22 protein-coding genes are annotated in these 24270 nt (G+C 35.3%); 15 read left to right on the plus strand and 7 right to left on the minus strand.

The annotated features are described in order from the left end of the window. Positions 1–42 precede the first annotated feature (42 nt). Positions 43–1425 (plus strand): TlpA disulfide reductase family protein, encoded by a 1383-nt coding sequence (locus tag R2Q77_RS17585; RefSeq protein WP_316805038.1) that lies wholly within the window; start codon positions 43–45, stop codon positions 1423–1425. Here the strand turns inward: R2Q77_RS17585 and R2Q77_RS17590 are convergent, their stop codons facing one another. Further along, positions 1426–1977, minus strand: a complete 552-nt coding sequence (locus R2Q77_RS17590; RefSeq protein ID WP_316805039.1) for a hypothetical protein — start codon at positions 1975–1977, stop codon at positions 1426–1428. A 17-nt stretch (positions 1978–1994) separates the two neighbouring features. Continuing rightward, on the minus strand, positions 1995–3944 hold the full coding sequence (locus R2Q77_RS17595) for an amino acid permease (RefSeq protein ID WP_316805040.1): 1950 nt from the start codon (positions 3942–3944) through the stop codon (positions 1995–1997). Positions 3945–4237: 293 nt separating this feature from the next. Here R2Q77_RS17595 and R2Q77_RS17600 point away from each other — a divergent pair, with 293 nt between their 5' ends. After that, positions 4238–5458 (plus strand): MFS transporter, encoded by a 1221-nt coding sequence (locus R2Q77_RS17600; protein WP_316805041.1) that lies wholly within the window; start codon positions 4238–4240, stop codon positions 5456–5458. An 18-nt stretch (positions 5459–5476) separates the two neighbouring features. Here R2Q77_RS17600 and R2Q77_RS17605 read toward each other — a convergent pair whose 3' ends face one another. The 5 genes from R2Q77_RS17605 to yihA form a co-directional block, all read right to left on the minus strand. Continuing rightward, on the minus strand, positions 5477–7906 hold the full coding sequence (locus tag R2Q77_RS17605; RefSeq protein ID WP_316805042.1) for a TonB-dependent receptor domain-containing protein: 2430 nt from the start codon (positions 7904–7906) through the stop codon (positions 5477–5479). Between the two features lie 156 nt (positions 7907–8062). Then, positions 8063–8800 (minus strand): hypothetical protein, encoded by a 738-nt coding sequence (locus R2Q77_RS17610; RefSeq protein ID WP_316805043.1) that lies wholly within the window; start codon positions 8798–8800, stop codon positions 8063–8065. Positions 8801–8869: 69 nt separating this feature from the next. Further along, complete coding sequence (locus tag R2Q77_RS17615; protein WP_316805044.1) at positions 8870–10585, minus strand: M3 family oligoendopeptidase; 1716 nt, start codon at positions 10583–10585, stop codon at positions 8870–8872. Between the two features lie 75 nt (positions 10586–10660). After that, complete coding sequence (locus R2Q77_RS17620) at positions 10661–11518, minus strand: UbiA-like polyprenyltransferase (RefSeq protein ID WP_316805045.1); 858 nt, start codon at positions 11516–11518, stop codon at positions 10661–10663. Positions 11519–11536: 18 nt separating this feature from the next. Then, a complete protein-coding gene (yihA, locus tag R2Q77_RS17625; RefSeq protein ID WP_316805103.1) occupies positions 11537–12160 on the minus strand; it encodes a ribosome biogenesis GTP-binding protein YihA/YsxC in 624 nt (207 codons plus the stop codon). A 215-nt stretch (positions 12161–12375) separates the two neighbouring features. Between yihA and ubiE the strand changes: the two genes are divergently transcribed. The 13 genes from ubiE to R2Q77_RS17690 all read left to right on the plus strand — a co-directional run bounded on the left by ubiE (position 12376) and on the right by R2Q77_RS17690 (position 24255). After that, on the plus strand, positions 12376–13107 hold the full coding sequence (gene ubiE / locus R2Q77_RS17630) for a bifunctional demethylmenaquinone methyltransferase/2-methoxy-6-polyprenyl-1,4-benzoquinol methylase UbiE (protein ID WP_316805046.1): 732 nt from the start codon (positions 12376–12378) through the stop codon (positions 13105–13107). Then, complete coding sequence (locus R2Q77_RS17635; protein ID WP_316805047.1) at positions 13104–13904, plus strand: outer membrane beta-barrel protein; 801 nt, start codon at positions 13104–13106, stop codon at positions 13902–13904. The genes ubiE and R2Q77_RS17635 overlap by 4 nt, the downstream gene beginning before the upstream one ends. Positions 13905–13994: 90 nt before the next feature. Then, on the plus strand, positions 13995–14756 hold the full coding sequence (locus R2Q77_RS17640) for an SDR family NAD(P)-dependent oxidoreductase (protein WP_316805048.1): 762 nt from the start codon (positions 13995–13997) through the stop codon (positions 14754–14756). Between the two features lie 23 nt (positions 14757–14779). After that, the gene (locus tag R2Q77_RS17645) at positions 14780–15226 is read left to right on the plus strand and encodes a GatB/YqeY domain-containing protein (RefSeq protein ID WP_316805049.1); all 447 of its coding nucleotides are present in this window, start codon (positions 14780–14782) and stop codon (positions 15224–15226) included. Between the two features lie 184 nt (positions 15227–15410). After that, positions 15411–16175 (plus strand): alpha/beta hydrolase, encoded by a 765-nt coding sequence (locus tag R2Q77_RS17650; RefSeq protein ID WP_316805050.1) that lies wholly within the window; start codon positions 15411–15413, stop codon positions 16173–16175. Beyond that, positions 16176–16838 carry a CBS domain-containing protein gene (locus R2Q77_RS17655; protein ID WP_316805051.1) on the plus strand — a complete coding sequence of 221 codons (663 nt, stop codon included), beginning with the start codon at positions 16176–16178 and terminating at the stop codon, positions 16836–16838. It begins immediately after the preceding gene. Positions 16839–16847: 9 nt separating this feature from the next. After that, on the plus strand, positions 16848–17729 hold the full coding sequence (locus R2Q77_RS17660) for an NAD kinase (RefSeq protein WP_316805052.1): 882 nt from the start codon (positions 16848–16850) through the stop codon (positions 17727–17729). Position 17730: 1 nt separating this feature from the next. After that, on the plus strand, positions 17731–18540 hold the full coding sequence (locus R2Q77_RS17665; protein ID WP_316805053.1) for a DUF6089 family protein: 810 nt from the start codon (positions 17731–17733) through the stop codon (positions 18538–18540). Positions 18541–18559: 19 nt separating this feature from the next. After that, positions 18560–19300, plus strand: coding sequence for an isoprenyl transferase (locus tag R2Q77_RS17670; protein ID WP_316805054.1), 741 nt, complete (start codon positions 18560–18562; stop codon positions 19298–19300). Positions 19301–19450: 150 nt separating this feature from the next. Beyond that, positions 19451–21994, plus strand: a complete 2544-nt coding sequence (gene bamA / locus R2Q77_RS17675) for an outer membrane protein assembly factor BamA (protein ID WP_316805055.1) — start codon at positions 19451–19453, stop codon at positions 21992–21994. Positions 21995–22309: 315 nt separating this feature from the next. Beyond that, positions 22310–23302, plus strand: coding sequence for a hypothetical protein (locus R2Q77_RS17680; protein ID WP_316805056.1), 993 nt, complete (start codon positions 22310–22312; stop codon positions 23300–23302). Positions 23303–23460: 158 nt separating this feature from the next. After that, positions 23461–23988: an OmpH family outer membrane protein gene (locus R2Q77_RS17685; RefSeq protein ID WP_316805057.1), complete on the plus strand. Its 528-nt coding sequence runs from the start codon at positions 23461–23463 to the stop codon at positions 23986–23988. Between the two features lie 108 nt (positions 23989–24096). Further along, positions 24097–24255 (plus strand): bacteriocin-like protein, encoded by a 159-nt coding sequence (locus R2Q77_RS17690; protein WP_316805058.1) that lies wholly within the window; start codon positions 24097–24099, stop codon positions 24253–24255. Positions 24256–24270: the final 15 nt, after the last annotated feature.

The following is a 24270-nucleotide window of genomic DNA, read 5'->3' on the forward strand; positions in this document are numbered from 1 at the left end:
ATAACCAGCCCTGTTTACCGGGGCTGGTTTAAATTATTTTAAATGAAATTATATTTTGCTTGTTTAGTATTGGTGCTGATCAATGTGTTTCGTGGAGAAAGTGCAGTTATTGTAAATGATACAGCAACAATTATTAGTGTCGAGTTAGAGCCTCAAAGTATGATGAGGTTAAGGTATTTTGATGATTTCTTGGTTCAGCGGGTTTTAGAATTTAGAAATGCGACAAATGCGAATGCTGTAATTTCGAGAAAAGTTTACGTTAATAATATAGCAGAGTTTAAATATGATGTTTTCGACGGAACAACAAACCAATCTTATTATAATTTATTTTATGTAGCCAAAGGCGATAAAATTTTACTCGCCCTACAGGATTTTAAATTGAAAAACAAGACTAAAAACAATAAGCTCTTTGTAAACGATTTTTTGAATGTAAATGAGTCTATATTTAATATGCCTGGAGCGCAGGGTAAGCTTGATGATCAGATAAAAGCGAATAAAGGGATACTAAACGCTAATTTGAAAAAAATTGATTCTTTATCGTTTAAGAAAGAGCTTACAGATTCAGTTGCAGGTTTATGGAAAGAAATTGCGAATAATTTCTATTATTTAAAGTTAGCCAAACTGAATGTTGATCGCAGCCAGCCACTTTTTGATACGTTAGCAAAGGAGCTAACGGCGGCGGTAGCAAAAAAAACAAAAATAAACAGTAATTTCTTGAATCTGACCATTACTAAAATAGCCAATTATAACCAGACTAAAAATGGTTTAAACTACAATTTGAAATCTTTTATTACTGAAGTCGGATCTGTAAATACAGAAAAAAGATATAAAACTGGTTTAGCCTATCAGGCCCTTGGTGTTTTTCCTGAAAAGGAATCTAAATTATATTTAGAAAGCTATGCTTTATTCAATAATACACTGAGCGATTCTGCCTTTCGAAGTCAGGACTATGCAGGTAAGATAGTTCCCAATCAAAAGTCCTTTGATAAAACAACTGTTAAATTGTTAAATACGGATAATGTTGCCTTGACGCTGAATGATGTTTTTAAAAAAAATAAGGGGAAGATACTTGTCATTGACTTATGGGCAAGTTGGTGCGTCCCTTGTATTCAGGAGTTCCCCTTTTTAGAAAAGACTAAAGCCAATTTTAAAAATAAAAACATTGTATTTGTTGGGGTGAGTTTAGATAAAGATGCAAAAGTAAAAAACTGGAAAGATGTGTTTACCAGCGCCAAAATTGATCGTAAAAATCAGTTTAGGGTTGTTGAGCAATCCAACAAATTAATCAGCGGTCTTTATCGGATTGAAACGATACCCCGTTACCTTGTTTTCGATAAAAATGGCTCCTTAATTAACGAGCATTTTCTAAAACCCTCTGATAAGAATTTTGAAAGCGAATTAAATCGATATATAGAATCTCTTTAATTAGGATTTGTTTCTCAGGTATTTCGCAAATGTATTTCCATAAGGGTCATCAAATTTGATGATCGAGATATCCTTAAACCTGATTTCGGTCGCCTCCTTATCCAGGAAACCAAGCGGGTCAAAGTTATGGATTAAAGTTTTTTTGTTTTTTACTTCTTCAATCGGACCAATCAGGAAAAGAGGTTTTTTTCTGCCTTCCTGCTCGATGGTACAAATTAATTTTGTTTTTTTTACGGTTTTAAAAATTGATTTCCAATCTGAAAGGTCAATAGAATAGTCAATTTTAATCAGTTCTTTTTGCCGCTCTGCCTCCATGATGTAATCAAAATACTGATCATACTCGTTAAACCGGATTTTTACGATGCTGGAAATTGGAAAAACACTATAACCTTCAAATTTGAAATCGTGTGTTTCTATGATCAGCACAAAGTTGTACGAATAATCCACAATATAGCCATGCGATAATCTCTTAGATTTTTGATCCACCTGCCGCGTAATTTTGCAGTAGTTTTTTTGAGTTTTATATAATTCAATCTTTTCAAAAATCGTCATTTTATATCGCTTATGGTTTAAATTTCGGGGTTGGCCAGCTTACTGTGTTTATATCCGTACATAAAGTAGATTACAAGGCCAATAACAAGCCAGATGCTAAAGCCAATCCAGTTAGAGATGCCAAGTTCACACATCATATATAAACAGCTTATAAGGCCTAAAACAGGAATTAAAGAAAGGTTTTTAGTAACGCTGTAATAGGTAATGAATACACAAATAATCAGGAATATCCACATCGGAATTTTGTGCTTAAACAATCCCCAGCCACTTTCATACTTTTTATCCAACGAAATTTTGGATGCAGAAATAAATTGCTCATAGCGATCGGCTGGTAAACTACTTAAATATGATTCTGCATCTACCTTTTCGGCAAGTATGATTTGTGGTGCAGCGTTTTTAACAATTTCTTCTTTAACAATTTTAAGCTCTTCTCCGTTTAATGAGGTTACAAATGAAATGGTTTGAACGGTTTTAGGCGTGTTAAGAATAAAATCTTTGGTTTCTTTATTAAACTTTGTAAATCCAAGCACAATACAACCTATAAAAACTACAGGAATAATGTATTTACTGTTTACATAAGGAATCTTAAATTTTCCTCTTTGCACATCTGGTCTGTTTTGTAGTACTAAAACTCCGGCACAAACCAGTACGAATGCAAATAAAGTACCAATAGAACATAAATCAGTTACAATAGTCAGGTTCATAAATAATGATGGAACTGCTACTACAAATCCAACAACAATGGTTGCAAAAGAAGGGGTTTTATATTTTGGATGGATTTTAGAAAACGACTTTGGCAATAAACCATCACGGCTCATGCTCATCCAGATACGTGGTTGCCCCATCTGGAAAACCAATAATACACTGGCCATTGCAAAAACAGCACTAACGGCGATAATTCCGCTCATTAATTTTAAATCAATCTGGTCAAAAACAAATGCCAAAGGATCACCAACAGCCAATGTATCTGATTTTACAATTCCGGTTAGTACCAAAGCAATAGCCACATAAAGTACAGTACAAATTATAATTGCCCACATCATTCCACGGGGTAAATCCCGTTGTGGATTTTTACATTCTTCGGCAGTTGTAGAAATGGCATCAAAACCAATATAAGCAAAAAATACTGCTGAAACCCCTTTAAGAACTCCAGAAACACCATTTGGCGCAAAAGGATCCCAGTTTTTAGTATCAATGTAAAATACACCTACCGCTAAAACCAGCAATATTACAGCCAGTTTAACGACCACCATAGCGTTACTTGCATTACGGCTTTCTTTCATGCCACGATACACCAACCAGGTAATAAATATGATAATTCCTAAAGCAGGAAGGTCGGCAACGATATGAAAACTACCAATTTTTGGGGCCGAAAGCCATGCGCCGTTTGCGGCTGCAGTTGCCGCATCTAATCCACTAATGCTTTTCCCAGCGTTTATAAGTGCTTCGGCATGTTTATGCCCGTTATACGCACTCAGATAATCCATTGTCATCCAACCTGGAAGATTAATGCCATCTATTCCTAACGCGGGTATTCGAATGGAGGAGAGCAACCCCGTAAAATAATCAGACCAGGAAATAGCAACGGTTATATTACCAATGGCATATTCCATAATGAGCGACCAGCCAATAATCCAGGCTACTAATTCGCCAAAGGCCACGTAAGAATAAGTATAGGCACTACCAGAAACAGGTACCATAGATGCAAATTCTGCATAAGCAAAGGCCGCAAAGCTACAGGCAAGAGCTGTAAAAATAAAGAGAAAGATAACCGCCGGGCCACCATCTGCACTGGCTTTACCAATCGTACTAAAAATACCTGCTCCAATAATTGCAGCAATACCAAAGGCGGTTAAGTCGCGAACACCGAGGGTTTTATGTAATGAACTTTCATGATCGCCATAGCCTTTTGCCGCATCCTGCAATATTTTGGAAATAGATTTCTTTCTGAATAGCTTTTCGAACATTGTTTATGGTTGTTGTATTCTCCAAACTTAAAAAAATATGTTCTAAAAATTTCTAATGAGGGATATAAATTTCATTACACAATAAAATGTTGGTTTTGAAGGGCTATTATTAAGCTAAAATGATCGTTTATTGGTTTAAAGTAAAATTCTGCAATTGCTTTCATTGTAATAATTGATTGTTTGATTTGCATAATTCTATTACCCTTTAAAAGTCTACTTTTGCCGCTCTGATATATAATAATCAATTATTTTAATTTGATTAGGACTATTTTAATAATAATAAAGCGCGGGACATGAGCACAGGTACTAAAACAAAAAATATAAAAGAAAACCACCAGGGGTTAGCAACTTTACTGGCTTTTGCATTAATTCCATTATCGGGGTTTGCAACAGATATTTACATTCCATCTTTACCTACAATGGCTGGGGCAATGAATGTTTCCAGTATTCAGGTACAGCTAACACTTAGTCTTTTTTTAATAAGTTATGGCGTTTCGCAACTTTTTATAGGCAGTGTATTAGATAGTTTCGGAAGGTATAAAATAGGTTTATATGCCTTGCTTATTTTCGCCGGAGCAAGTTTAATTATTGCAACAACGCATAATATTTACCTGATTTATTTAATGAGAATTATTCACGGTTTAACCGTTGGTGCTATTGTTGTAGCCAAAAGAGCTTACTTTGTTGATCTCTTTGAAGGCGAACAGCTTAAACATTATTTAAGTTTATTTTCTATAATTTGGTCTACCGGACCAATTGTTGCACCATTTATTGGTGGCTATTTGCAGGCTGCATTTGGATGGGAATCTAATTTTTACTTTTTAGCAGGATTTGCCCTTGTATTTGCCATTTTAGAGTTGATTTTTAGCGGAGAAACACTAAAACATTATACCGATTTCCATATCAAAAAAATAGCAGCTATTTATGCGCAGATGATTAAAACAACCAGTTTTACTTTGGGCATAGTAATGCTTGGCTTAGCTTACTGTATGGTAATGGTTTATAATATGACCGGGCCATTTATTATTGAACATCATTTACATTTATCGCCTGTAATAGCCGGCTATAGCTCATTGGTTTTGGGTTTTGCCTGGATGGTTGGTGGTTTTATTGGTAAGGCAACCATAAACCGGCCGTTCTTTAAAAGACTGGCCATTAATTCGATTATGCAACTCGTATTTGTAATTGCAATGATTGTAAGTTTGAGCTTTGTGAGCAATTTATATTCGCTGATTTTCTTTGCCTTTATTATTCATGTTGGTGCAGGTTTTACTTTTAACAATTACTTTACTTTCTGTTTGAGTAAATTCCCTAAAAATGCAGGGATAGCCGGTGGGCTTACGGGCGGCATTACATATGTGATTGTATCTTTTTTAAGTTATGGCATTGTAAATATTGTGCCGGCAAAAGACGAGCGTAACCTTAGTTACAGCTATCTGATCATGATTATTTTATCACTATTGGTTATGTTTGTAATCTTAAAAATCAGAAAAAAAGATAATGCTGTAGCTTAAAATTAAGCGGTGCTGGATTTATTTCTTAATCCTGCTTTCTTCTTCTGCTGCACCTGTTTTTCTTTCCCTTGTACCTTTAATTTGGCTACTTCCAAAAATGTAGTTGATACTGGCTTTAATTGTTCTGGTTTCCTGTTTCTGGTTTAAGCTATAATTCAGATCAGAAACCGCACTGCTCACCCTTGCCTTTCTGGTATTGAAAATGTCATTTGCAGCAAGTTTAATGTTTAACTTATTGTTTAAGAAAGATTTTTTCAACCCCATATCAATGCCGTAGTACGGCTTAATTGCATAAGTACCATATATTTGAGGAGAAATATAACTTGCAGAAAGTTCGGCATTTGTTGATGCATTTATTTTAAAACTGTGGTTACTGTTTAGCATGAAGCTCAACTTTTTTCCATTATAACCCGTTCCATTTAAGTCAGCCGAAATAATTTGGTTATAATAATTTGTTAGGTTATTATCCATGCTCCAGAATTTCGTAATTTGAGTAGGATAGCCAATGGTTAAATCGTAAGTTCTTTGCTTGGCTAAATTTTGTGAGGTTTGGAAAAGTGTTTTCTTTTCACGATCTGCCAGAAGAACATCGGTAATTAAATCACTTGTAATTCCGTAAGAAAATGAAATGTTGAGTGATTTATTATAAGTGTAAGAAAATTGAAAGTTATTGGTGTACTGTGGGTTTAGAAAAGGATTCCCCTGGCTAAACGTATAAAGATCTACAAAGTAAACAAAGGGGTTTAGCGACCTGTAATCTGGCCGGTCAATTCTTCTGTTGTAATTGAAACCAATTTCATGATTTTCAGATAGCGTTTGGTTGATCGAAAGATTTGGAAAAAAATCAATATAATTACGTTTGATGACTTTTTGATCGTTAATTGAATTGCCCTTTGAATTGGTTTGTTCAACTCTTAAACCAATTTGAATATTTGTTGATTTAAAATCGTGCTTTAAACTTGCATAAGCAGCGTTAATTTGTTCGCTGTAAATAAATCGGTTGCTTCTCGATTCATCGTTTTGCCAGTTATTGTTGATCAGGTTTTCAAATTTAAAATCATTATCTGTGTTTACTTTACTGCTTTTTAAACCAACCTCCAATTTTGTTTTAGGCGTTATTGGAACAGCATAATCAACTTTTGCCGACCATATTTTTATAAATGCCGGGGTAGTGTTTCTAAATATTAAAGGATTTTTATAGCTCAAACCATTATTGTCCATAAATAAGTTATTGTAAGTGGTATTCTCCAGATTTCGATATTCAACATAGTCAATATCTGTAGAAAATTGCTGACCCAAAGTATCAATAAGCGCTTTATAGTTAAGGTTATACGCCTGATTTCTGTACTTATTGGTAGATGGATTATTCGCTAATATAACAGAGTCTGCCTGGATAGCACTGTTGCCAATTATTGTATTTCCGATGGAGCTGTCGTGTCCGTTATTGAAATAACCAGTTGTTAAAAAGCCTAATGTATTTTTGTCGTTTAAGGAATAATCAACACCAAATTTATAATTGTTATTGTAAGAAGTACGGACTTGATTGTTGTTTTGATGAAAATAAGTTTGCTGCGTTCCATTATCATTTAGCCTGAAAATGTCAAGATCTTCATTGTTCTTTGCATAATTATAATTGTAGCTTCCAAAAATATTCAGGTTTCGGGAGCGGTGGTTTAGCGATATTCCTGCATCATTTTTTGCATATTTACCGTAACCATAACCTGCATCAATACTTCCATTAGTGCCAAAATTGGCATTCTTTTTTAATTTAATATTGATAATGCCAGCATTGCCCTGGGCATCATATTGTGCCGATGGACTGGTGATTAACTCTATGCTTTTAATTGATGTACTACTTAAAGATTTCAGCCGGGTGGCAAGTTGCTCAGCTGATAAATAAGTTGGTTTACCATCAATAAGTACGTTCACACCAGCTTTGCCCTTTAAGCTAATCTGTTCGTTTTGATCAATAGAAACCCCAGGAGCTTTAGCTAAAATTTCCAGTGCTGAATTTCCGGTAGCTACAATACTGTTTTCTATATTTAATACGGTTTTATCACTGAAACGTTCAATTAACGGTTTCTTCCCTGAAACATTAACCTCACCTAATTGTGTTATATCGGTTTCTAAAACATAGTTTTTTGAGATTGGTAATCCATCAAGAGCTATTGTTTCCCTTATTTTTTTATACCCGATTAAATTAATTTCAATTGAATAATTACCTGGATTAAGCTGGTCAAAGCTGAAATATCCTTTATCATTTGCTTCAACTACACGCACTAAAATAGAATCTTTTGCTTTTTTTAAAACGATGGTTGCAGGGATAAAAGCACCGCTTTTTTCGGTAACGGTGCCGGCAATTTTGCCCATTGTATTTTGCGTTTGAGCCATTGCACGCCCCGAAATTATAAATGCAAGGTAAATTACCGAGGTAATGATTTTTTTCATGTCCGATTAGTTAATTAGATGAATTCCTTATCTGAAAGAATTATCCGTAAAACTAATGGTTGGAAATGCTTAGCGAGTAGCTTTTAACAATGTTTAACCTAATTAACAAATTTTCACAATTGAAGGCAATCGGCTATTATTTATCCAATACGTTAATTATTTTACTTTTAAATAAGTGCCTTCTAATGTTGCGTTAAAGCCAAATTCACAATCGCTTAATTGCCCTTGTCTACCTTCTGTTATCGTTAAAAACCCATTATAAAACATAACGATGAACTTACAAGAATTATTGACGTTAATAATGAGCTGATTATTTTTTAAAACGGCTTTACCGGATGCATCAGCAATGTTTCTGCCTGGATCATGCGTTACCGAGCCAACATCATAAGAGTAAGTATTGCCACCTAATTTCTTTATGGTAATGCTTCCCTGATAACCTTTTTCACCATATTGATAAAAATATTTTCCAGCCAGCTGATTAGATGAAGTGGGAGAAAATATTTCTGGTTTAAAAGTTTCATTGTTTTTTATGTTGAGAATTGCAGAATAACTGGTGTCTGATTTCGTAGCCGACCAATCGCCTTCAAGCCTATCGCTTTTTAGCGTTGCATTAATGATTCCGCTAATATTTCCATCTTTTTCAAATTCGCGCAACGAGTATTGATTTTTATCGCTTACCTCTCCAATAATTTTAATAGGCGTTTTTGCTTTAGTATTTAAATACCTAATATTACCCAAAACAATATTTTTCGAAACGGTAATGTCTAACTCCACCGGGATTTTTTTATTAATAAATCCGGTCAAAGTATAGCGTTTTGCAAAATTGTTTTGCTGCGCATTAGAAATGCCAATACCAAGGCAAAAAAGAAATAGTAATGTTTTTAGCGTATTCATAAATAGATTTTTTTAAAAATAGAAAAGTCGCGGTTAATTGCCGCGACTTTTCTGAATATAAAGCTAAAATTATCCTAATTTTTCCAGTTCCTGTTTTACAAAATCTGCTAATTCTTTAACATAGGTAGCGCTAAAATCAAATTTAATTCCAGCGGTTTCATAAATTTCATTCATGGGTTTAGTGTAACCTAAAGAAAGGGCAGCTAAATATTGATCTAAGGCTTTTTCAGGGTTTTCCTTATAGTTTTTCCAAGCAGCAATGGCACCCAATTGAGCAATTGCATACTCAATATAATAAAATGGCACTTCGAATAAGTGCAATTGCTTTTGCCATACGTTACCAAATGCCTGTTCCAGGTCATCCCAGTTGGCAAAACCCGCACCAAAACGGTTGTAAATCTGTTTAAATGTTTCTTCTCTATCGGCCGCTGTATGATTTGGGTTGGTGTATATCCAATGTTGAAACTGATCGATTACGGCAACCCAGGGTAGTGTTTTTAAAACATCGGCTAATTGTTCTTTCTTAGCACGGTTTAATTCTTCCGGGTTACTGAAATAAACATCCCATTTATCCATAGAAATTAGCTCCATACTCATAGAGGCAAGTTCAGCAACCTCCGATGGGCAATGCTTAAAATCATTCAATTCTAAGTTTGCCGTTAAAAAAGTATGTATAGCATGTCCGCCTTCATGAACCATGGTTGTTAAATCACGAAGCGAATTGGCAGAATTCATAAATATAAAAGGTGCACCGGTTTCGGCCAGTGGATAATTATAGCCTCCGGGGGCTTTCCCTTTTCTGCTTTCTACATCAAAAAGATTGTTGGCTTTCATGGTGGCCAGTTTAATCCCCAGTTTTTCATCAATGGCATTAAAGCAGGCAATGCTTTTATCAATTAGTTCTTCGCCACTGTTAAACGGTTTCAAAGCCGCTTTACCGCTTACGCTTACTTCCATATCCCAGGGTTTCAAAACCTCTAAAGCCAAAGCTTCGCGGCGTTTCTCTGCCTGTTCTTTTAAAATGGGTACAATTTCTTTTTCAATGGCGTTTGCAAAATCATAACAATCTTGCGGCGTATAATCAAAGCGGCCTAAAGCCTGAAACATATAATCGCGGTAATTTTCAAAACCTGCATTTAAGGCAACCTGATTACGCAGTCTGATTAACTCATCAAACAAAATGTTTAAATCATCTTTATCAATCAAGCGTCTTTGCTGAATGGTTTTCCATGCATTTTCACGTACTTCTCTGTTTAAATCTTTAACAAAAACTGAGGCCTGTTCCAATGTATATTCCTGACCATTTATTTCTACACTCATGGCACCGGTAATGCCCTGGTATTTTTGTTGCTTAACCTGCAATTCGGTAAATAACTCAATATTTTCATCACGATAAAGCTCTAAAGCTTTTTTAATCGCCCTGCTGTAAACAAAGTATTTTTCTTTATCCAGATCATCCATAAGAGGACTTTCTACAAATTTTTTGTTCAATTCATTTGATAAAGGCGATATTTTAGGTTCGATTTCTGTAGCAAAGTACTGGAAATTTTTAACCAGTTCTTCATTAGCTGTATCGCAACTCATTTTAATATAACGCCAGGCAAAATCTTCTTCCAAAGCTGCCTCCAGTTCCGAACGGTCTTTTAACCATTGTTCTAAAGATGAAAGACTGTCAATTTCGCGGTTCTGTAGTTCTGAAAATAAAGGTTCAAGGCTTTCCCATGTTATGGATAAATCTTGTGGAATATATGTTCTTGGTTTTTTATTAATAATTAAGTTGCTCATATTTTATGTACGATTTTTTGATCGGTAAAGTCTGTCGGAACAATTTTATTTATTTCGGAAACACAATATAATTTATTAATGGCTTCTTAAAAAAGCATCAATTAAAAAACAAAGGGCAAATACAACAGATGCATAACCATTTGTGGTTTGGAAAGCTCTGTTTACTTTACTAATATCGTTTGGTTTAACTAATAAATGCTGGTAAACAAGCATGCAGCAAAAAAATACAACACCAATGTAATAAACCCAGCTAAACGTAGTAAAGAATACTGGAATAATTACGCAGGCAGCTGATAATATGTGTAGCAATACCGAAACATTTAAAGCATTTTTTATGCCAAGGGCAGAAGGAATAGAGTGTAAATTTTCTTCACGGTCAAAATCTTCATCCTGAAGCGCATATATAATATCAAAACCGCTTACCCAAAATAATACCGTTAAAGAATAAAGTACAGGAACCAGTGCAAAATGGCCTGTAACAGCAATATAAGCTCCAATAGGCGCAAGGGCTAAACCCAGTCCTAATACCAAATGACAAAGTGCTGTAAATCTTTTGGTATAACTATAAAAAAGTACCACGAACAAAGCCACCGGCGATAAGTAGAAGCACAGTGGGTTAATAAAATAAGTAGTTACCGCAAATAATATACAGTTGGCGATTACAAAAATGAGCGCCTCATTCGCCGAAATTTTTCCAGCCGGAATATCACGCATTTGAGTACGCGGATTTTTAGCATCAATATTTCTGTCGAGGTAGCGGTTAAATGCCATTGCAGCGTTGCGGGCAAATACCATACAAAGCAAAACCAAAATAAGTTTATACCATGAAAACGGTGCTTCGGTAGTGGTTACCCCTAAAAAGAACCCAATCATTGCAAAGGGCAATGCAAATACAGAGTGTGCGAATAATACGAGTGAAAAATACTTTTTCATGATCAATAGAACAGAAATCTAAAACTGTTTAAATACCGTTGGTTTTACAAAGTCTTTATTTACCTCAGTAATGAAGTGTAAAACCTCATCTTTGCCCGTTTGTTTTTCGGCAGATGTTACAATTGTTGTTGGAATTTCTTCAAACCAATCGCTCAGTTTTTTCTTAAAAGCCGCAACATTTTTAGCGGTTGTTGTCGCCCCCTGTTTATCAGCCTTGGTAAAAAGTAATGAAAAAGGAATTTGCTTTTCGCCAAGCCAATAGCAAAATTCAAGATCAATTTGCTGTGGATCCAATCTGCTGTCAATAAGTACAAAAACACATTGTAAACTCTCCCTCTTAGTAATATACGCACGAATAAATTTCTCCCATTTCTCACGACTTGTTTTGGATACTTTGGCATAGCCGTAACCCGGTAAATCGACAATGTACCAGGATTCATTTATCAGGAAGTGATTAATTAACTGCGTTTTACCAGGGCGTTGCGAAGTTTTTGCAAGTCCATGCTGATTAACGAGCATGTTAATTAAAGAAGATTTGCCTACGTTAGAACGACCAATAAAGGCATACTCGGGCATAGTTGGTGGCGGCAAAGCCGATACCTGGGTGTTGCTGCAAACAAATGTTGCCGTTTTAATAACCATAATGCAAAGGTAGGGTTTTGAGTCGGAAGTCGGAAGTCCGGTATTTGGAGTCTGAAAACAGAAATTCATGCTTCATAAATTTAATATTAACCAATCTCAATATCCAACTCCTCAATTTTAGTCTCCGGCTTTTTCGCAATAATGTAAACTTTGGGTGCAGTGTGCCTGCTCCAAACTCAACACTCCCAACTTTTTCTATATCTTTGCCACATATCATGAATCAGAATATCACCCCATACCAAGTTGAAGATGCAACCAAAAAAGAGCAGGTTGCGATTATGTTTAACAATATTTCTCATAAATATGATTTTTTAAATCATTTCCTTTCTTTAGGAATTGATGTTTTATGGCGAAAAAAGGCAATTAAAGAGCTGGTTTCTATTCACCCGAGGATTATGCTTGATGTAGCAACAGGCACAGGCGATTTTGCTTTTGAAGCCATTAAGAAATTGCACCCGGAAAAAGTTGTTGGTGTTGATATTTCTGAAGGAATGCTTAATGTAGCCAAAAAGAAAATAAACGAACGCAACTTAAACGAGGTTTTTTCTGTACAACTTGGAGATTCAGAAGGTTTACATTTTGAAGATCATACTTTTGATGCGATTACGGTTGCTTTTGGCGTACGTAACTTTGAAAATTTAGAAAAAGGACTTCAGGATATGTTCCGTGTATTAAAGCCCAACGGTAAAATTGTAGTTTTAGAATTTTCTAAGCCAAGAGTATTCCCGGTAAAACAGCTTTATGGTTTTTATTTTAAACAGATTTTACCCTTCTTCGGCAGATTTTTTTCTAAAGATACCCGTGCTTATACCTATCTTCCTGAATCGGTTGCCGCCTTTCCCGATGGAAATGATTTTACCGCGTTAATGGAAAAAGTAGGCTTCAAAAGTACCAAACAAAGAATTTTAACGTTTGGAATAAGTTCTATATACACCGGCACTAAATGATAAAAAAATTAAGCCTCATCATTCTCCTTTTTATGGCTTCAATTACAACTTTTGCTCAAAACTGGGGCGGGGGTGTAGATGATGAAGATTGGAGCTGGGGTTTTAATTTCCAATACATTTCTGCTGAGTACAAAATTTTAAAAAAGAGCAACTGGCAAAGCCCTTTTTATGATGTACCCAATACCAACGATATTTCTTATAATCCTTTGCCCGGAAGTGCCATGGTTACCAATTCTTTGAGGTCTATTTCAAGTCCTCCATCACAGGGCTTTGGTTTAGGTTTTGTAATGAATAGAAGGGTGACTGATAATTTTGATATCCGGGCTACACCATCTTTAATCTTTAGCGATCGGGTGGTACGTTACGAATATGAGCCCCGACCTGCAGAAACATTGCCAAACGGACAAACCAAAACTTACGAAAGCATTATAGATAAGAAAATCCAGGCAACCATGTTTGAGTTTCCCTTAGGTATTAAGATAAAATCAAACCGGCAAAATAATTTCCGGGCTTATTGGATGGGGGGTGCAAAATATTCGATAGATATTGCCTCTAAAAAGAAAACTTTTGATGACGGCCTGCCTCCGGCAGAGAAATTTTTGAAAAGTAAGCGGAATTATCTTTCTTACGAAACCGGAATTGGCTGCGATTTTTACTTTGAATATTTTAAAGTATCGCCAGAGATTAAGCTTTCTTACTCTACAAATGATTTGCTGCAGCACGATAATACAGCTTTTGCAAATCCTATTGATAAGTTAAAATTACGTCAATTAACTTTCAGTCTGATTTTTCAATAAAGCTTAGCAAGCAAAAAAACTTACCTTTGTCATCATTTATAATTCTTAATCGACGAGGTAAAGAACATAACTGATATTAAATTCAACAATATGTCTAAGATTGCATTAATTACAGGCGCAACTTCCGGAATAGGCGAGGCTTGCGCGCATATATTTGCTCAGCAAGGTTACAACTTGGTTTTACTGGCCCGCCGTGAAGATCGACTCGCTAAAATAGCACATCATTTAGAAGATAAATATGCAATTACCATAAAGCAGGTTTTTGCTGATGTTAGAGAAAAAGAAAACTTATCAACGGCACTCGAAGCCATTCCTGCTGAATGGAAAAAGGTTGATGTTTTAATTAATAATGCAGGGTTAAGTCAAGGGTTAGATCCGATTGATAAAGGAAATACCGACGATTGGGACACCATGATTGATACGAATGTTAAAGGGTTGTTGTATGTAACCAAAATTGTGTCCAACTGGATGATTCCGAATCAGCAGGGGCATATTATTAATATAGGTTCTATAGCCGGAAAAGAAGTTTATCCAAATGGAAACGTATATTGTGCCAGTAAACATGCGGTAGATGCGTTAAATAAAGGTATGCGTATAGATCTTTTACCTCATGGGATAAAAGTAACCGCAATTAACCCGGGTATGGTTGAAACCGAGTTTTCTGTGGTTAGGTTTAAAGGCGACGCCGAAAAAGCAAAAAAAGTGTACGACGGTTTGGAACCTCTTATTGCAGACGATATTGCAGATGCAATTTGGTATGTGGTAAGCCGGCCTAAGCATGTAAATATTAATGACATGTTAATTATGCCAACCGCCCAGGCAACAGCAACAATAGTTTCGAGAAAGGGATAATTAAAACAATTAACAATAAAGAAATGATATCTAATATAATAGATCAGGAAATTAAAAAAGCCATGCTGGCTAAAAACGATGTACAATTAAGAGGTTTGAGGGCTATAAAAGCGGCTTTGCTTTTAGCCAAAACTGAAAAAGGAGCAACGGATGAAATTACAGAAGAAACAGAGTTAAAAATTCTTCAAAAATTAATTAAACAACGCCGCGAATCTGCTGATATTTATAAACAACAAAACCGCGAAGATTTATATAAGGTAGAGGAAGAAGAAATAGAAGTAATTAACCAGTTTTTGCCAAAACAATTAGATAGGGCCGAAGTAGCGGTAATAATTGAAGGTGTGATCAAACAATCTGGAGCTACATCAGTTAAGGATATGGGAAAAGTGATGGGAATGGCTAATGCAGCACTTGCAGGCAAGGCTGATGGTAAGCTTATTGCTGAAATTGTAAAAGAAAAATTAGCTTAAACAAAGTAAAAGAAAGTGGGAGGTAAAAGGTTTAAGGTTAATTTATCTCAAGCCGTATGTTGCTCTATGCATTATAAATAGAGTTTTTGTACCGTTTTGGTTTTTATTTCAGAAAAATGGCATAGAAATGCAAAAAATTAATTTTACTCCACTAACTTAGTAGCACAATACCATCTAAAATAATATGACTTACGAGATAATTGAAGAAGACGGATTTAAATATATAGAAGCTGGAAAGGGCGAAACACTGGTATTGCTACACGGTCTTATGGGCGAATTAAGCAACTGGGAGCTCGTTATAGAGCGTTTCAAAGATCGTTATCATATTGTTGTTCCTATTTTGCCTATTTACGAATTGCCTATTTTAACTTTAGGAGTAAAATCCTTGTCGAGATACGTTCATCGTTTTTTAAAATATAAAAACTTAAACCAGGTTGTACTTATTGGCAACTCATTAGGAGGGCATGTTGGTTTGGTTTTTACTGTTGCACACCAGGAATTTGTTAAAGCTTTAGTGCTCACAGGCAGTTCTGGCTTATATGAAAATGCTTTCGGCGGATCTTTTCCACGAAGGGAAAGTTACGATTATGTAAAGGAAAAGGTAGCTTTTACCTTTTATGATCCTGAAATTGCAACCAAAGAACTTGTTGATGATGTTTTTAAAACCGTTAACGACCGATCAAGGGTAATCAGGATTTTAACAATGGCAAAATCAGCTATCCGTCACAATATGGCTAAGGAGCTGTCGAAAATAACAATCCCTGTTTCATTAATATGGGGCAGAAATGATAAAGTTACACCACCTGAGGTTGCAGAAGAGTTCCACGAGCTGTTGCCAAACTCAGAGTTAAACTGGGTAGATAAATGCGGGCATGTTCCTATGATGGAACATCCTGAGATATTTAATGCCTTTTTAGAGAAATTTTTAGATAGAATATTACTAAAATAAATGTTTGCTGAAGAAATCATATCAAGTGTTATATCACCCGTAAGATCCGATGACACGGTGCAGAAAGTTTTAGATCGTATGAACGAATTTAAACTAAAGCATATGCCCGTTGTTAACGACTTGCAGTTTGTTGGTATAGCTTCTGAAGATGATCTTTTAGGAATCCAGAACCATAGCAAACAAATTAAAGATGTTTCTTTAAACCTGTTAAATGCATTTGTTTTTAATAATGCACATACTTATGATGTAATCAGGTTGCTGAGCCAGCTTAAGTTAACCATAGTGCCTGTTTTAGACCAGCAGAAAAATTATTTAGGTGTAATATCTATTAATAATATTATTGATTATGTTGCCGGTCAGTATGCAGTAAATGAACAGGGTGGCATTATTGTACTGGAAATTAGTAACCGGGACAATTCTTTGGCGCACATTTCACAGATTGTAGAAGCCGATAATGCGCAGATATTATCTTCTTACATTAATTCTTTTGAAAATTCTACCCGCCTTGAATTAACACTTAAGGTAAATAAAACAGAGATAACTTCTTTAGTCGCATCTCTGGAACGATACGATTACCTGGTCAAAGAAGTTTATAATAACACCCAAATTGATAACGGCTCACAAGAGCGATTTGATTCTTTCATGAATTATTTAAATGTTTAAGCTTAACGTATGAGGATTGCAATTTACGGAAGAGATTTTAACGATACAGTATTGCCCTATGTACAGGAAATCTTCAATCATTTAAGTGAGCATAAAATCCAGCCTGTTTTATATTCAAAGTTTAAAACTTCTTTGCACGGTAAAATTAAATTACCTGCAGGCACCATTATTTTCCACAACCATACAGAATTAAAACAACATGCTGATGTTTTGTTAAGTTTAGGAGGAGACGGAACATTGCTTGATACACTTTCGCTGATTCGTAATTCAGGGATTCCGGTCATCGGAATCAACTTTGGTCGACTCGGATTTTTAGCCAGTATCAATAAAAACGAAATAAAATCGGCACTTAATGCTTTAATCAATCAAGAGTTTACGTTGGATAGCCGTTCACTTTTAACCTTGGAATCAGAAAATAATCTTTTTGGTGAAGAAAATTTTGCCCTTAACGATATTACCATCCATCGCCGGGATAATTCAGCCATGATGATTATCCATGCTTCTATGAATAATGAATTTATTAACTCTTACTGGGCGGATGGTTTAATTATAGCAACGCCTACAGGTTCTACAGCTTATTCGTTAAGTTGCGGCGGACCAATTATATACCCCGATTCAGAAAATTTTGTAGTTACGCCAATTGCACCACATAACTTAAATGTAAGGCCAGTTGTTGTACCTGATGACAATGAATTATCTTTTGAAGTGGAAGCCCGGGAATCAAAATTTTTGGTGTCATGCGATAGCAGAACAGTCACTGTAGAACGATCAGTAAAAATTACCATAAAAAAAGCCGACTTTTGCATAAATCTTATTCGTCTTAACAATGAAACGTATTTAAACACGTTAAGGAATAAATTATTATGGGGTATTGATACCCGTAACTACTAATATGCTGCTAAACAAGCCTACTTTAATTGTTCTTCTGTTTCTTTTCGGTACCCAGTTTGCAAAAGCGCAAAGTGGAACCTGGGAAATTGGTGTGGCAGCAGGTGCGGCAGGTTACATGGGCGATCTTAATCAAAATAATCCATTACAAATTAGCGGTGTTTCAGCCGCGGTTTTTGCTAAGCGAAACTTTAATCCTTACCTCGGCTTTAGGGCAAACTATGCCTTTGGCCAGGTTAGTGCTGATGATGCAAACTCCAGCAACGAACAGTTCAGGGATCGTAATCTTCGTTTTAAAACAACACTTAACGAATTTACAGGTTTATTTGAGTTCAATTTTTTTGATTATAAGCCAAGCGGTGGCAACAGGAGCTTTACTCCATATTTATTTACCGGTGCAGGACTTGTTATTTTTCAACCAACAGCAAAATACAACGGGGATAAATATCGTTTAGACAGGCTTTCAACTGAAGGACAGGAAAATGGATACAAAAATGCCGTGCTTACCATACCTTATGGGGGAGGGGTAAAATACAATTATAAAGATACATGGAATGTTTTTGCTGAAATAGGTTATAGAACGCCTCTTACAGATTATATTGATGATGTGAGTGGTGTTTACCCGGTAAATCCTAAATATGTAGGTAATCCAGCTGTAAATCTAACCAATCCGGCAGATCCTGCCAACCCAAATTATAATAATATCGGCAAGCCTGGTACCCAGAGAGGCGATTTTAGAAAAAGGGATACTTATCTATTTGTTAGTGTTGGCATATCTTTTACCTTTGTATCCTCAAAATGCTATTCCTTTTAAGCTGATTTTGACATAATTAATGGGATTTAAAGAACAAATAGACTATAGCCGCCTGCCAAAGCACATTGCCGTGATTATGGATGGTAATGGCCGTTGGGCAAAAGGCCAGGGTAAAATGCGTGTTTTCGGACATGAGCAAGGTGTACTTTCGGTAAAAGATATTGTGGAAGGTTGTGTAGATGTGGGAATTGAGTACCTAACGCTTTATGCTTTTTCTACTGAAAACTGGAACAGGCCAAAAGAAGAAGTAGATGCTTTAATGCAAATTCTGATTTCTACTATAAATAAAGAAACTGAAACGCTTAATAAAAATAACATAAAGCTTAATGCAATTGGCAATATTTCTTCCCTACCTCAGGAGTGTATTGATGATTTGAATGAAGCAATGGCTAAAACGGCACACAATAAAAAGTGCACTTTAACATTAGCCCTAAGTTACAGCGCGAAGTGGGAGATTTTACAAGCTACAAAAAATATTGCGGCCGCTGTTAAAAATGGTGCAGTTTCGCTGGATGATATTGATGAAAACCTTTTTTCTTCAGAACTAACCACTGTAAACATTCCTGATCCTGAATTAATGATCCGGACCAGTGGAGAACACCGCATCAGCAATTATTTGCTATGGCAGATGGCTTATACAGAATTTTATTTTACGGATGTTTTATGGCCGGATTTCAGAAGGGAAAACCTTTTTGAAGCTATTGTAGATTATCAAAAACGCGAACGCCGTTTTGGCAAAATTAGCGAACAATTAAACTAATTTTTCTTTTAACACTTTTTAACAAGCGTTTAAACTAACTTAGCACCACTTTTATACGATAAATGAAACCACAACAAGGTTAATTAATAAAGTAATTTTGCTTTATAAAACATTGTTACCTTCGTGGTCATTACTGAACAAATTATTTTAATGAAAAGAATATTTCAAGTTTTAATCCTATTAGTTTTAGCCGCTCCGGCCTTTGCTCAAATACGTCCAACAGGTCAGGCACCGGCAACACCTTCTTTAAAGGTTGGTGGCTTAGATCTCGATTATTTCAGTCCTAAAGAATTTATCATCGGTGGTACCACAGTTACGGGAACCCAATACCTCGATAAAGAAGTATTGGTTACTTTATCTAAATTAACCAAGGGCGATAAAGTGGTTCTTCCAGGCGAAGCAACCTCTGATGCAATTAAAACGCTTTGGGGACAAGGATTGTTTGACGATGTTAAATTAAATATCGAAAAATTTGTTCAGGATACCGTTTATTTTGAAATAGAAGTAGTAGAACGTCCGCGTTTAAGCTCAATTGATTTAAAGGGTGTTCGTAAATCAGAAAAAACGGCTATTCAGGAAAAACTGAATGATAAAACCGGAAAAATTGTAAACGATAACTTATACAATACCACCTCTGCTATTGTAAAAAAATACTTGTTGGATAAAGGTTATTTCTTTACAAAAATTAACTATACAACCCGTAAGGATCCGAACGCTGAAAACAGTGTAGTACTTGAAGCGAACATAGATAAAGGACATCGTGTTAAAGTTCAGCACATTGATTTTACTGGCAACAAGGATTTCAAATCTGCAAAACTTAGAAAATACCTTAAAAATCCAAAACAATTTGCCTGGTGGCGTTTTTGGGGTTCAGGAAAGTTTTCTAAAGAGAAATACGAAGAAAACAAAGTAAAAATGATTGCTAAAATGCACGAAAAAGGTTACCGCGATGCGGACCTTTTAAGTGATAGCATTTATCAGTTCAATGCTAAAAAGGTTAACATAAAAATGAACCTTTATGAAGGTAAAAAATATTACTTCGGTAAAATTACCTGGGCAGGAAACGCAATCTATCCAGATAGTGTTTTAAGTAAAGTATTAACCATTGAGAAAGGTGATGTATTTAGCGAGGAGCGTTTAAATAAAAAATTAAATGGTGGTGGCGAAAACGGTGGTGATATTAACAGCATGTATACCGATAATGGTTACTTAACTTTTAATATTGATCCGGTACAAACTAAAATTTATGGCGATACGGTTGACGTTGAAATGCGCATGTACGAAGGTCCACAGTACACCAATAACCGTATTACATTAAAAGGAAATACCATTACCAATGATAAAGTAGTGTTGCGTGAGATCCGTACCAAGCCGGGGCAAAAATTTAACAAAAGTGATTTAATTCGTACCATTCGTGAGATAGGCCAGTTGGGTAATTTTGATGAATCTAAAACTGTACCAACCCCAAGGCCAAATCCCGCTGATGGAACTGTGGATATTGAATATGCAGTAGAAGAAAAACCATCAGATCAAATTGAATTGTCAGGTGGTTTTGGTGGTGGTCGTATTATCGGTACCTTGGGTTTAACCTTTAACAACTTCTCACTTCGTAATTTATTTAATTTAAAAGCTTACAAACCACTGCCAAAAGGTGATGGACAAAAACTAAGTTTACGTGGACAAACCAATGGTAAATATTACCAATCGTATAGTTTCTCTTTCTCTCAGCCTTGGTTTGGTGGCGAGAAACCAGTTAGCTTTGGTGTAAGTGCATTTACCTCATTACAATCTAATGGCTATGATAGCAACAGCTCATTATACCAAAAAATCCGTTTAAATGGTGTAACTGTAAGTTTAGGAAGAAGATTAAACTGGCCGGATAACTATTTCCAATTGAGCCATGCAGTAAGTTTCCAACAGTACATTTTAAATAACTACACCGGATTTAAATTTTCAACAGGAACATCTTATAACTTCAACCTTTCACAGGAGATTAGCAGGGATTCAAGAGATTCGCCAATTTTCCCTAAGTCAGGTTCATTCATCCGATTTACAATTCAGGCAACGCCACCATATTCATTATTTAACAAAGTGAATTATGCTACCGCTTCTGATAAGGAAAAATATAAATTTACTGAATACCATAAATGGAAATTCGATTCGCAGTGGTATCAGCGTGTTGCAGGTAATTTCGTAATCAAAGCGCAAGCACAATTTGGTTTCTTAGGTACATACAACAGCGCAGTAGGTCAATCAGCATTTGAGCGTTTTAAATTAGGTGGTGATGGTATGCAAGGTTTCGATTACCTTCAAGGCTCTGAGTTAATCGCAATGCGTGGTTATGCAAACAATACAGTTATTCCGGTAGGTTCAAACCCAGGCTTGGCACAAACATCAGGAAGTCCTATTTACACTAAATACGTTTTAGAGGCTCGTTACCCAGTTATTTCAAGTCAGCAGGCAACAGCATTTGTTTTAGCCTTTGCTGAAGGTGGTAACACCTGGGATAAGTTTAGCGAGTTTAATCCTTTTAACATCAGAAGATCAGTAGGTGTTGGTGCCAGAATCTTCTTGCCAATATTTGGTTTATTAGGAATTGATTATGGATATGGTTTTGATGCAATCCCAGGTTTACCTGATGCAAACAAAGGTCAGTTCCACTTTAGTATAGCACAACAATTAGGTGGTTTCTAACCATTAATTTTAAAAATACAATCAAAGGCAGCTATTTTAGCTGCCTTTTTTTATTTATATGCTTTTGTAGTTTGACTATAGTGCTTAGTTTAATTGTTCGTTCGCTATAGTATTAATTAGCTTGTGTAGTTGCTTTAAACGCATAATTAAAGTTGTTAAAAATCGTGTACACAATTGTAGTTGTTATTTTTAACCATTTCTGCTCATTAATGATTATTATATCCGTTTATTTTGTCTGTTGTTTTGTATTATTACTAATAATTTAATTGTATTGTTAATATTGAATTTGTATGTTTATGGCCTAATCAAAAAAATATGAAAAATAATACGAACAAATTAATGGTTGGCTTAGCGCTAACAGCGCTTACTATTGCAGGGTTAAGTTCTTGTAAGAAGGAAAACAATGAAAAAGCAGCTACAGAGAATTTAAATGCTGATGTAGTTGTAAAAAATGGAATGTTAAGTTTTAGTTCTCAACAAAAATTTGATGAAACCATATCGAAATTGCAGAAATTATCTTTGAAAGATGCTGAAGGCATCATCAGCAAGTATGGCATTAAAAGTTTAGCATTGGATACTGCTAATGGTAAACAACCAGTGGTTAATGTTATTGATCCTGTTTTTGCAAGGTTATTAAACAGTGATGCTTCTTTGATCGTTGGAGACAAAATCTTTGTATTAAAAGGAAACAATGAATATTTAGTAAATAACCTTGATTTTGATCTTTATAAACAAATTTTGAGTGCTGATAATTACTTTGCCAATAATGATAAAGTATATTCAAAAGATGTAAGTGCCAATTATAAAACAACTGAGATGAATGTTAAATCACAGTTGGGCGGTCAAACAGATTTAAAAAGTGTAAATGATGGTGGAAAATTGGCAGTAGGTGAAGTAGGAGGTTCAGGCCAGGTTACTGTTGTAAGCGGAGGTTTTCAAGGCACAATCTATCATTATTCTCAAGAGTTTAATTCTACAGGAAGACCTGAGCGTGTTTACTGTGCAATTTCAGGGCAAATTAATGCAATTAATACTTCATATGGCATGTACATGCAAGGCCAGGTATTTAGAAAAGGAGGAGCATTTGGTGGTAAAGAATGGAGAGACGATGCAATTGCTTGGGGTAGAATCTATTTCGTTGGCGGAAATTTTGGTGCAGATTTAAACGTTCAGGGACCTGCAACCGATACTAATTTTGCTTATGCATTTAATCAACCTCATAATGTATCTTTATCATTGGGATGGCAATATAAAAAAGGCTATTCAGATCCAACAGAAACTTTTACACATACTATAGTTATTCAGTAAAAAGCTAAATGTTAAAAATAGTTAAAAGCCCAGGTTTTCTTGGGCTTTTGTTTTTTGGTAGTATCTTTGTATATAGTTTCCTGAGCCATGAACAATAAATTATATATATTTGGATTTATTAACGCACAGTGAACAGCTACTCATTAAACACACACACAATGAAAAAATATCTTTTTATAGCTTTTCTAATTTGCACATCTTTTGGGGCTTTTGCACAAAAGTTTGCTTATGTAGATACCGAATACATTTTAAAACATATGCCCGAATATAAATCGGCATTAAGCCAGCTAGAAGTTGCTTCAAAACAATGGCAGCAACAGGCAGATCAGAATTTTTCTGAAATAGACAGAATGTATAAAGCTTATCAGGCCGATCAGGTTTTGTTAACAGATGATATGCGCAAGCGCCGTGAAAACGAAATTATTGAAAAAGAAAAACAAGCTAAAGAATTTCAGCGTCAAAAATTTGGACCTGATGGAGAACTCTTTCAAAGCAGAACAAAATTAATAAAACCTATACAGGATAAAGTGGCCGATGTGATTAAACAAATCGCAAAAGCGAAGTACCTTGATTTTATTTTTGATAAAAGTAGCGAAGCTACAATGATGATTTATGCCAGTAGCAGCTACGATGTTAGTAATGACGTAATTGTAAAATTAGGTTATAAGCCCGGGACTGTAAATTAATACAAGGTATTAATATTTGCTAACTTACTTTTGCAATAAATATTTTACATAGTTTGTTTATTGTATAAATGATTTTTTTCTATTTTGGAGGAAACTAAAATAACAAATATGAAAAATCAGAAAAAACTTAGCAAAGCAGAAATGAAAAATGTACTTGGTGGATATGATAGTCCACTTCCTCAGATTAAGTGTACTTGTGGCGATTTTACAACCTATGTGTATACTTTAGAAGGTTGTCTTGCCATGTGCGGTTCAGTAATTGTATAAATTCTCTTTATTAAA

It is taken from the genome of Pedobacter nototheniae (genome assembly GCF_032678625.1).
Lineage (GTDB): Bacteria > Bacteroidota > Bacteroidia > Sphingobacteriales > Sphingobacteriaceae > Pedobacter > Pedobacter nototheniae_A.

What these genes read in the sequence shown, in the direction of transcription:
- R2Q77_RS17585 (WP_316805038.1), top strand. Translation starts at nt 43, where the DNA reads ATGAAATTATATTTTGCTTGTTTAGTATTGGTGCTGATCAATGTGTTT.
- R2Q77_RS17590 (WP_316805039.1), bottom strand. Translation starts at nt 1,977, where the DNA reads ATGACGATTTTTGAAAAGATTGAATTATATAAAACTCAAAAAAACTAC.
- R2Q77_RS17595 (WP_316805040.1), bottom strand. Translation starts at nt 3,944, where the DNA reads ATGTTCGAAAAGCTATTCAGAAAGAAATCTATTTCCAAAATATTGCAG.
- R2Q77_RS17600 (WP_316805041.1), top strand. Translation starts at nt 4,238, where the DNA reads ATGAGCACAGGTACTAAAACAAAAAATATAAAAGAAAACCACCAGGGG.
- R2Q77_RS17605 (WP_316805042.1), bottom strand. Translation starts at nt 7,906, where the DNA reads ATGAAAAAAATCATTACCTCGGTAATTTACCTTGCATTTATAATTTCG.
- R2Q77_RS17610 (WP_316805043.1), bottom strand. Translation starts at nt 8,800, where the DNA reads ATGAATACGCTAAAAACATTACTATTTCTTTTTTGCCTTGGTATTGGC.
- R2Q77_RS17615 (WP_316805044.1), bottom strand. Translation starts at nt 10,585, where the DNA reads ATGAGCAACTTAATTATTAATAAAAAACCAAGAACATATATTCCACAA.
- R2Q77_RS17620 (WP_316805045.1), bottom strand. Translation starts at nt 11,518, where the DNA reads ATGAAAAAGTATTTTTCACTCGTATTATTCGCACACTCTGTATTTGCA.
- yihA (WP_316805103.1), bottom strand. Translation starts at nt 12,160, where the DNA reads ATGGTTATTAAAACGGCAACATTTGTTTGCAGCAACACCCAGGTATCG.
- ubiE (WP_316805046.1), top strand. Translation starts at nt 12,376, where the DNA reads ATGAATCAGAATATCACCCCATACCAAGTTGAAGATGCAACCAAAAAA.
- R2Q77_RS17635 (WP_316805047.1), top strand. Translation starts at nt 13,104, where the DNA reads ATGATAAAAAAATTAAGCCTCATCATTCTCCTTTTTATGGCTTCAATT.
- R2Q77_RS17640 (WP_316805048.1), top strand. Translation starts at nt 13,995, where the DNA reads ATGTCTAAGATTGCATTAATTACAGGCGCAACTTCCGGAATAGGCGAG.
- R2Q77_RS17645 (WP_316805049.1), top strand. Translation starts at nt 14,780, where the DNA reads ATGATATCTAATATAATAGATCAGGAAATTAAAAAAGCCATGCTGGCT.
- R2Q77_RS17650 (WP_316805050.1), top strand. Translation starts at nt 15,411, where the DNA reads ATGACTTACGAGATAATTGAAGAAGACGGATTTAAATATATAGAAGCT.
- R2Q77_RS17655 (WP_316805051.1), top strand. Translation starts at nt 16,176, where the DNA reads ATGTTTGCTGAAGAAATCATATCAAGTGTTATATCACCCGTAAGATCC.
- R2Q77_RS17660 (WP_316805052.1), top strand. Translation starts at nt 16,848, where the DNA reads ATGAGGATTGCAATTTACGGAAGAGATTTTAACGATACAGTATTGCCC.
- R2Q77_RS17665 (WP_316805053.1), top strand. Translation starts at nt 17,731, where the DNA reads ATGCTGCTAAACAAGCCTACTTTAATTGTTCTTCTGTTTCTTTTCGGT.
- R2Q77_RS17670 (WP_316805054.1), top strand. Translation starts at nt 18,560, where the DNA reads ATGGGATTTAAAGAACAAATAGACTATAGCCGCCTGCCAAAGCACATT.
- bamA (WP_316805055.1), top strand. Translation starts at nt 19,451, where the DNA reads ATGAAAAGAATATTTCAAGTTTTAATCCTATTAGTTTTAGCCGCTCCG.
- R2Q77_RS17680 (WP_316805056.1), top strand. Translation starts at nt 22,310, where the DNA reads ATGAAAAATAATACGAACAAATTAATGGTTGGCTTAGCGCTAACAGCG.
- R2Q77_RS17685 (WP_316805057.1), top strand. Translation starts at nt 23,461, where the DNA reads ATGAAAAAATATCTTTTTATAGCTTTTCTAATTTGCACATCTTTTGGG.
- R2Q77_RS17690 (WP_316805058.1), top strand. Translation starts at nt 24,097, where the DNA reads ATGAAAAATCAGAAAAAACTTAGCAAAGCAGAAATGAAAAATGTACTT.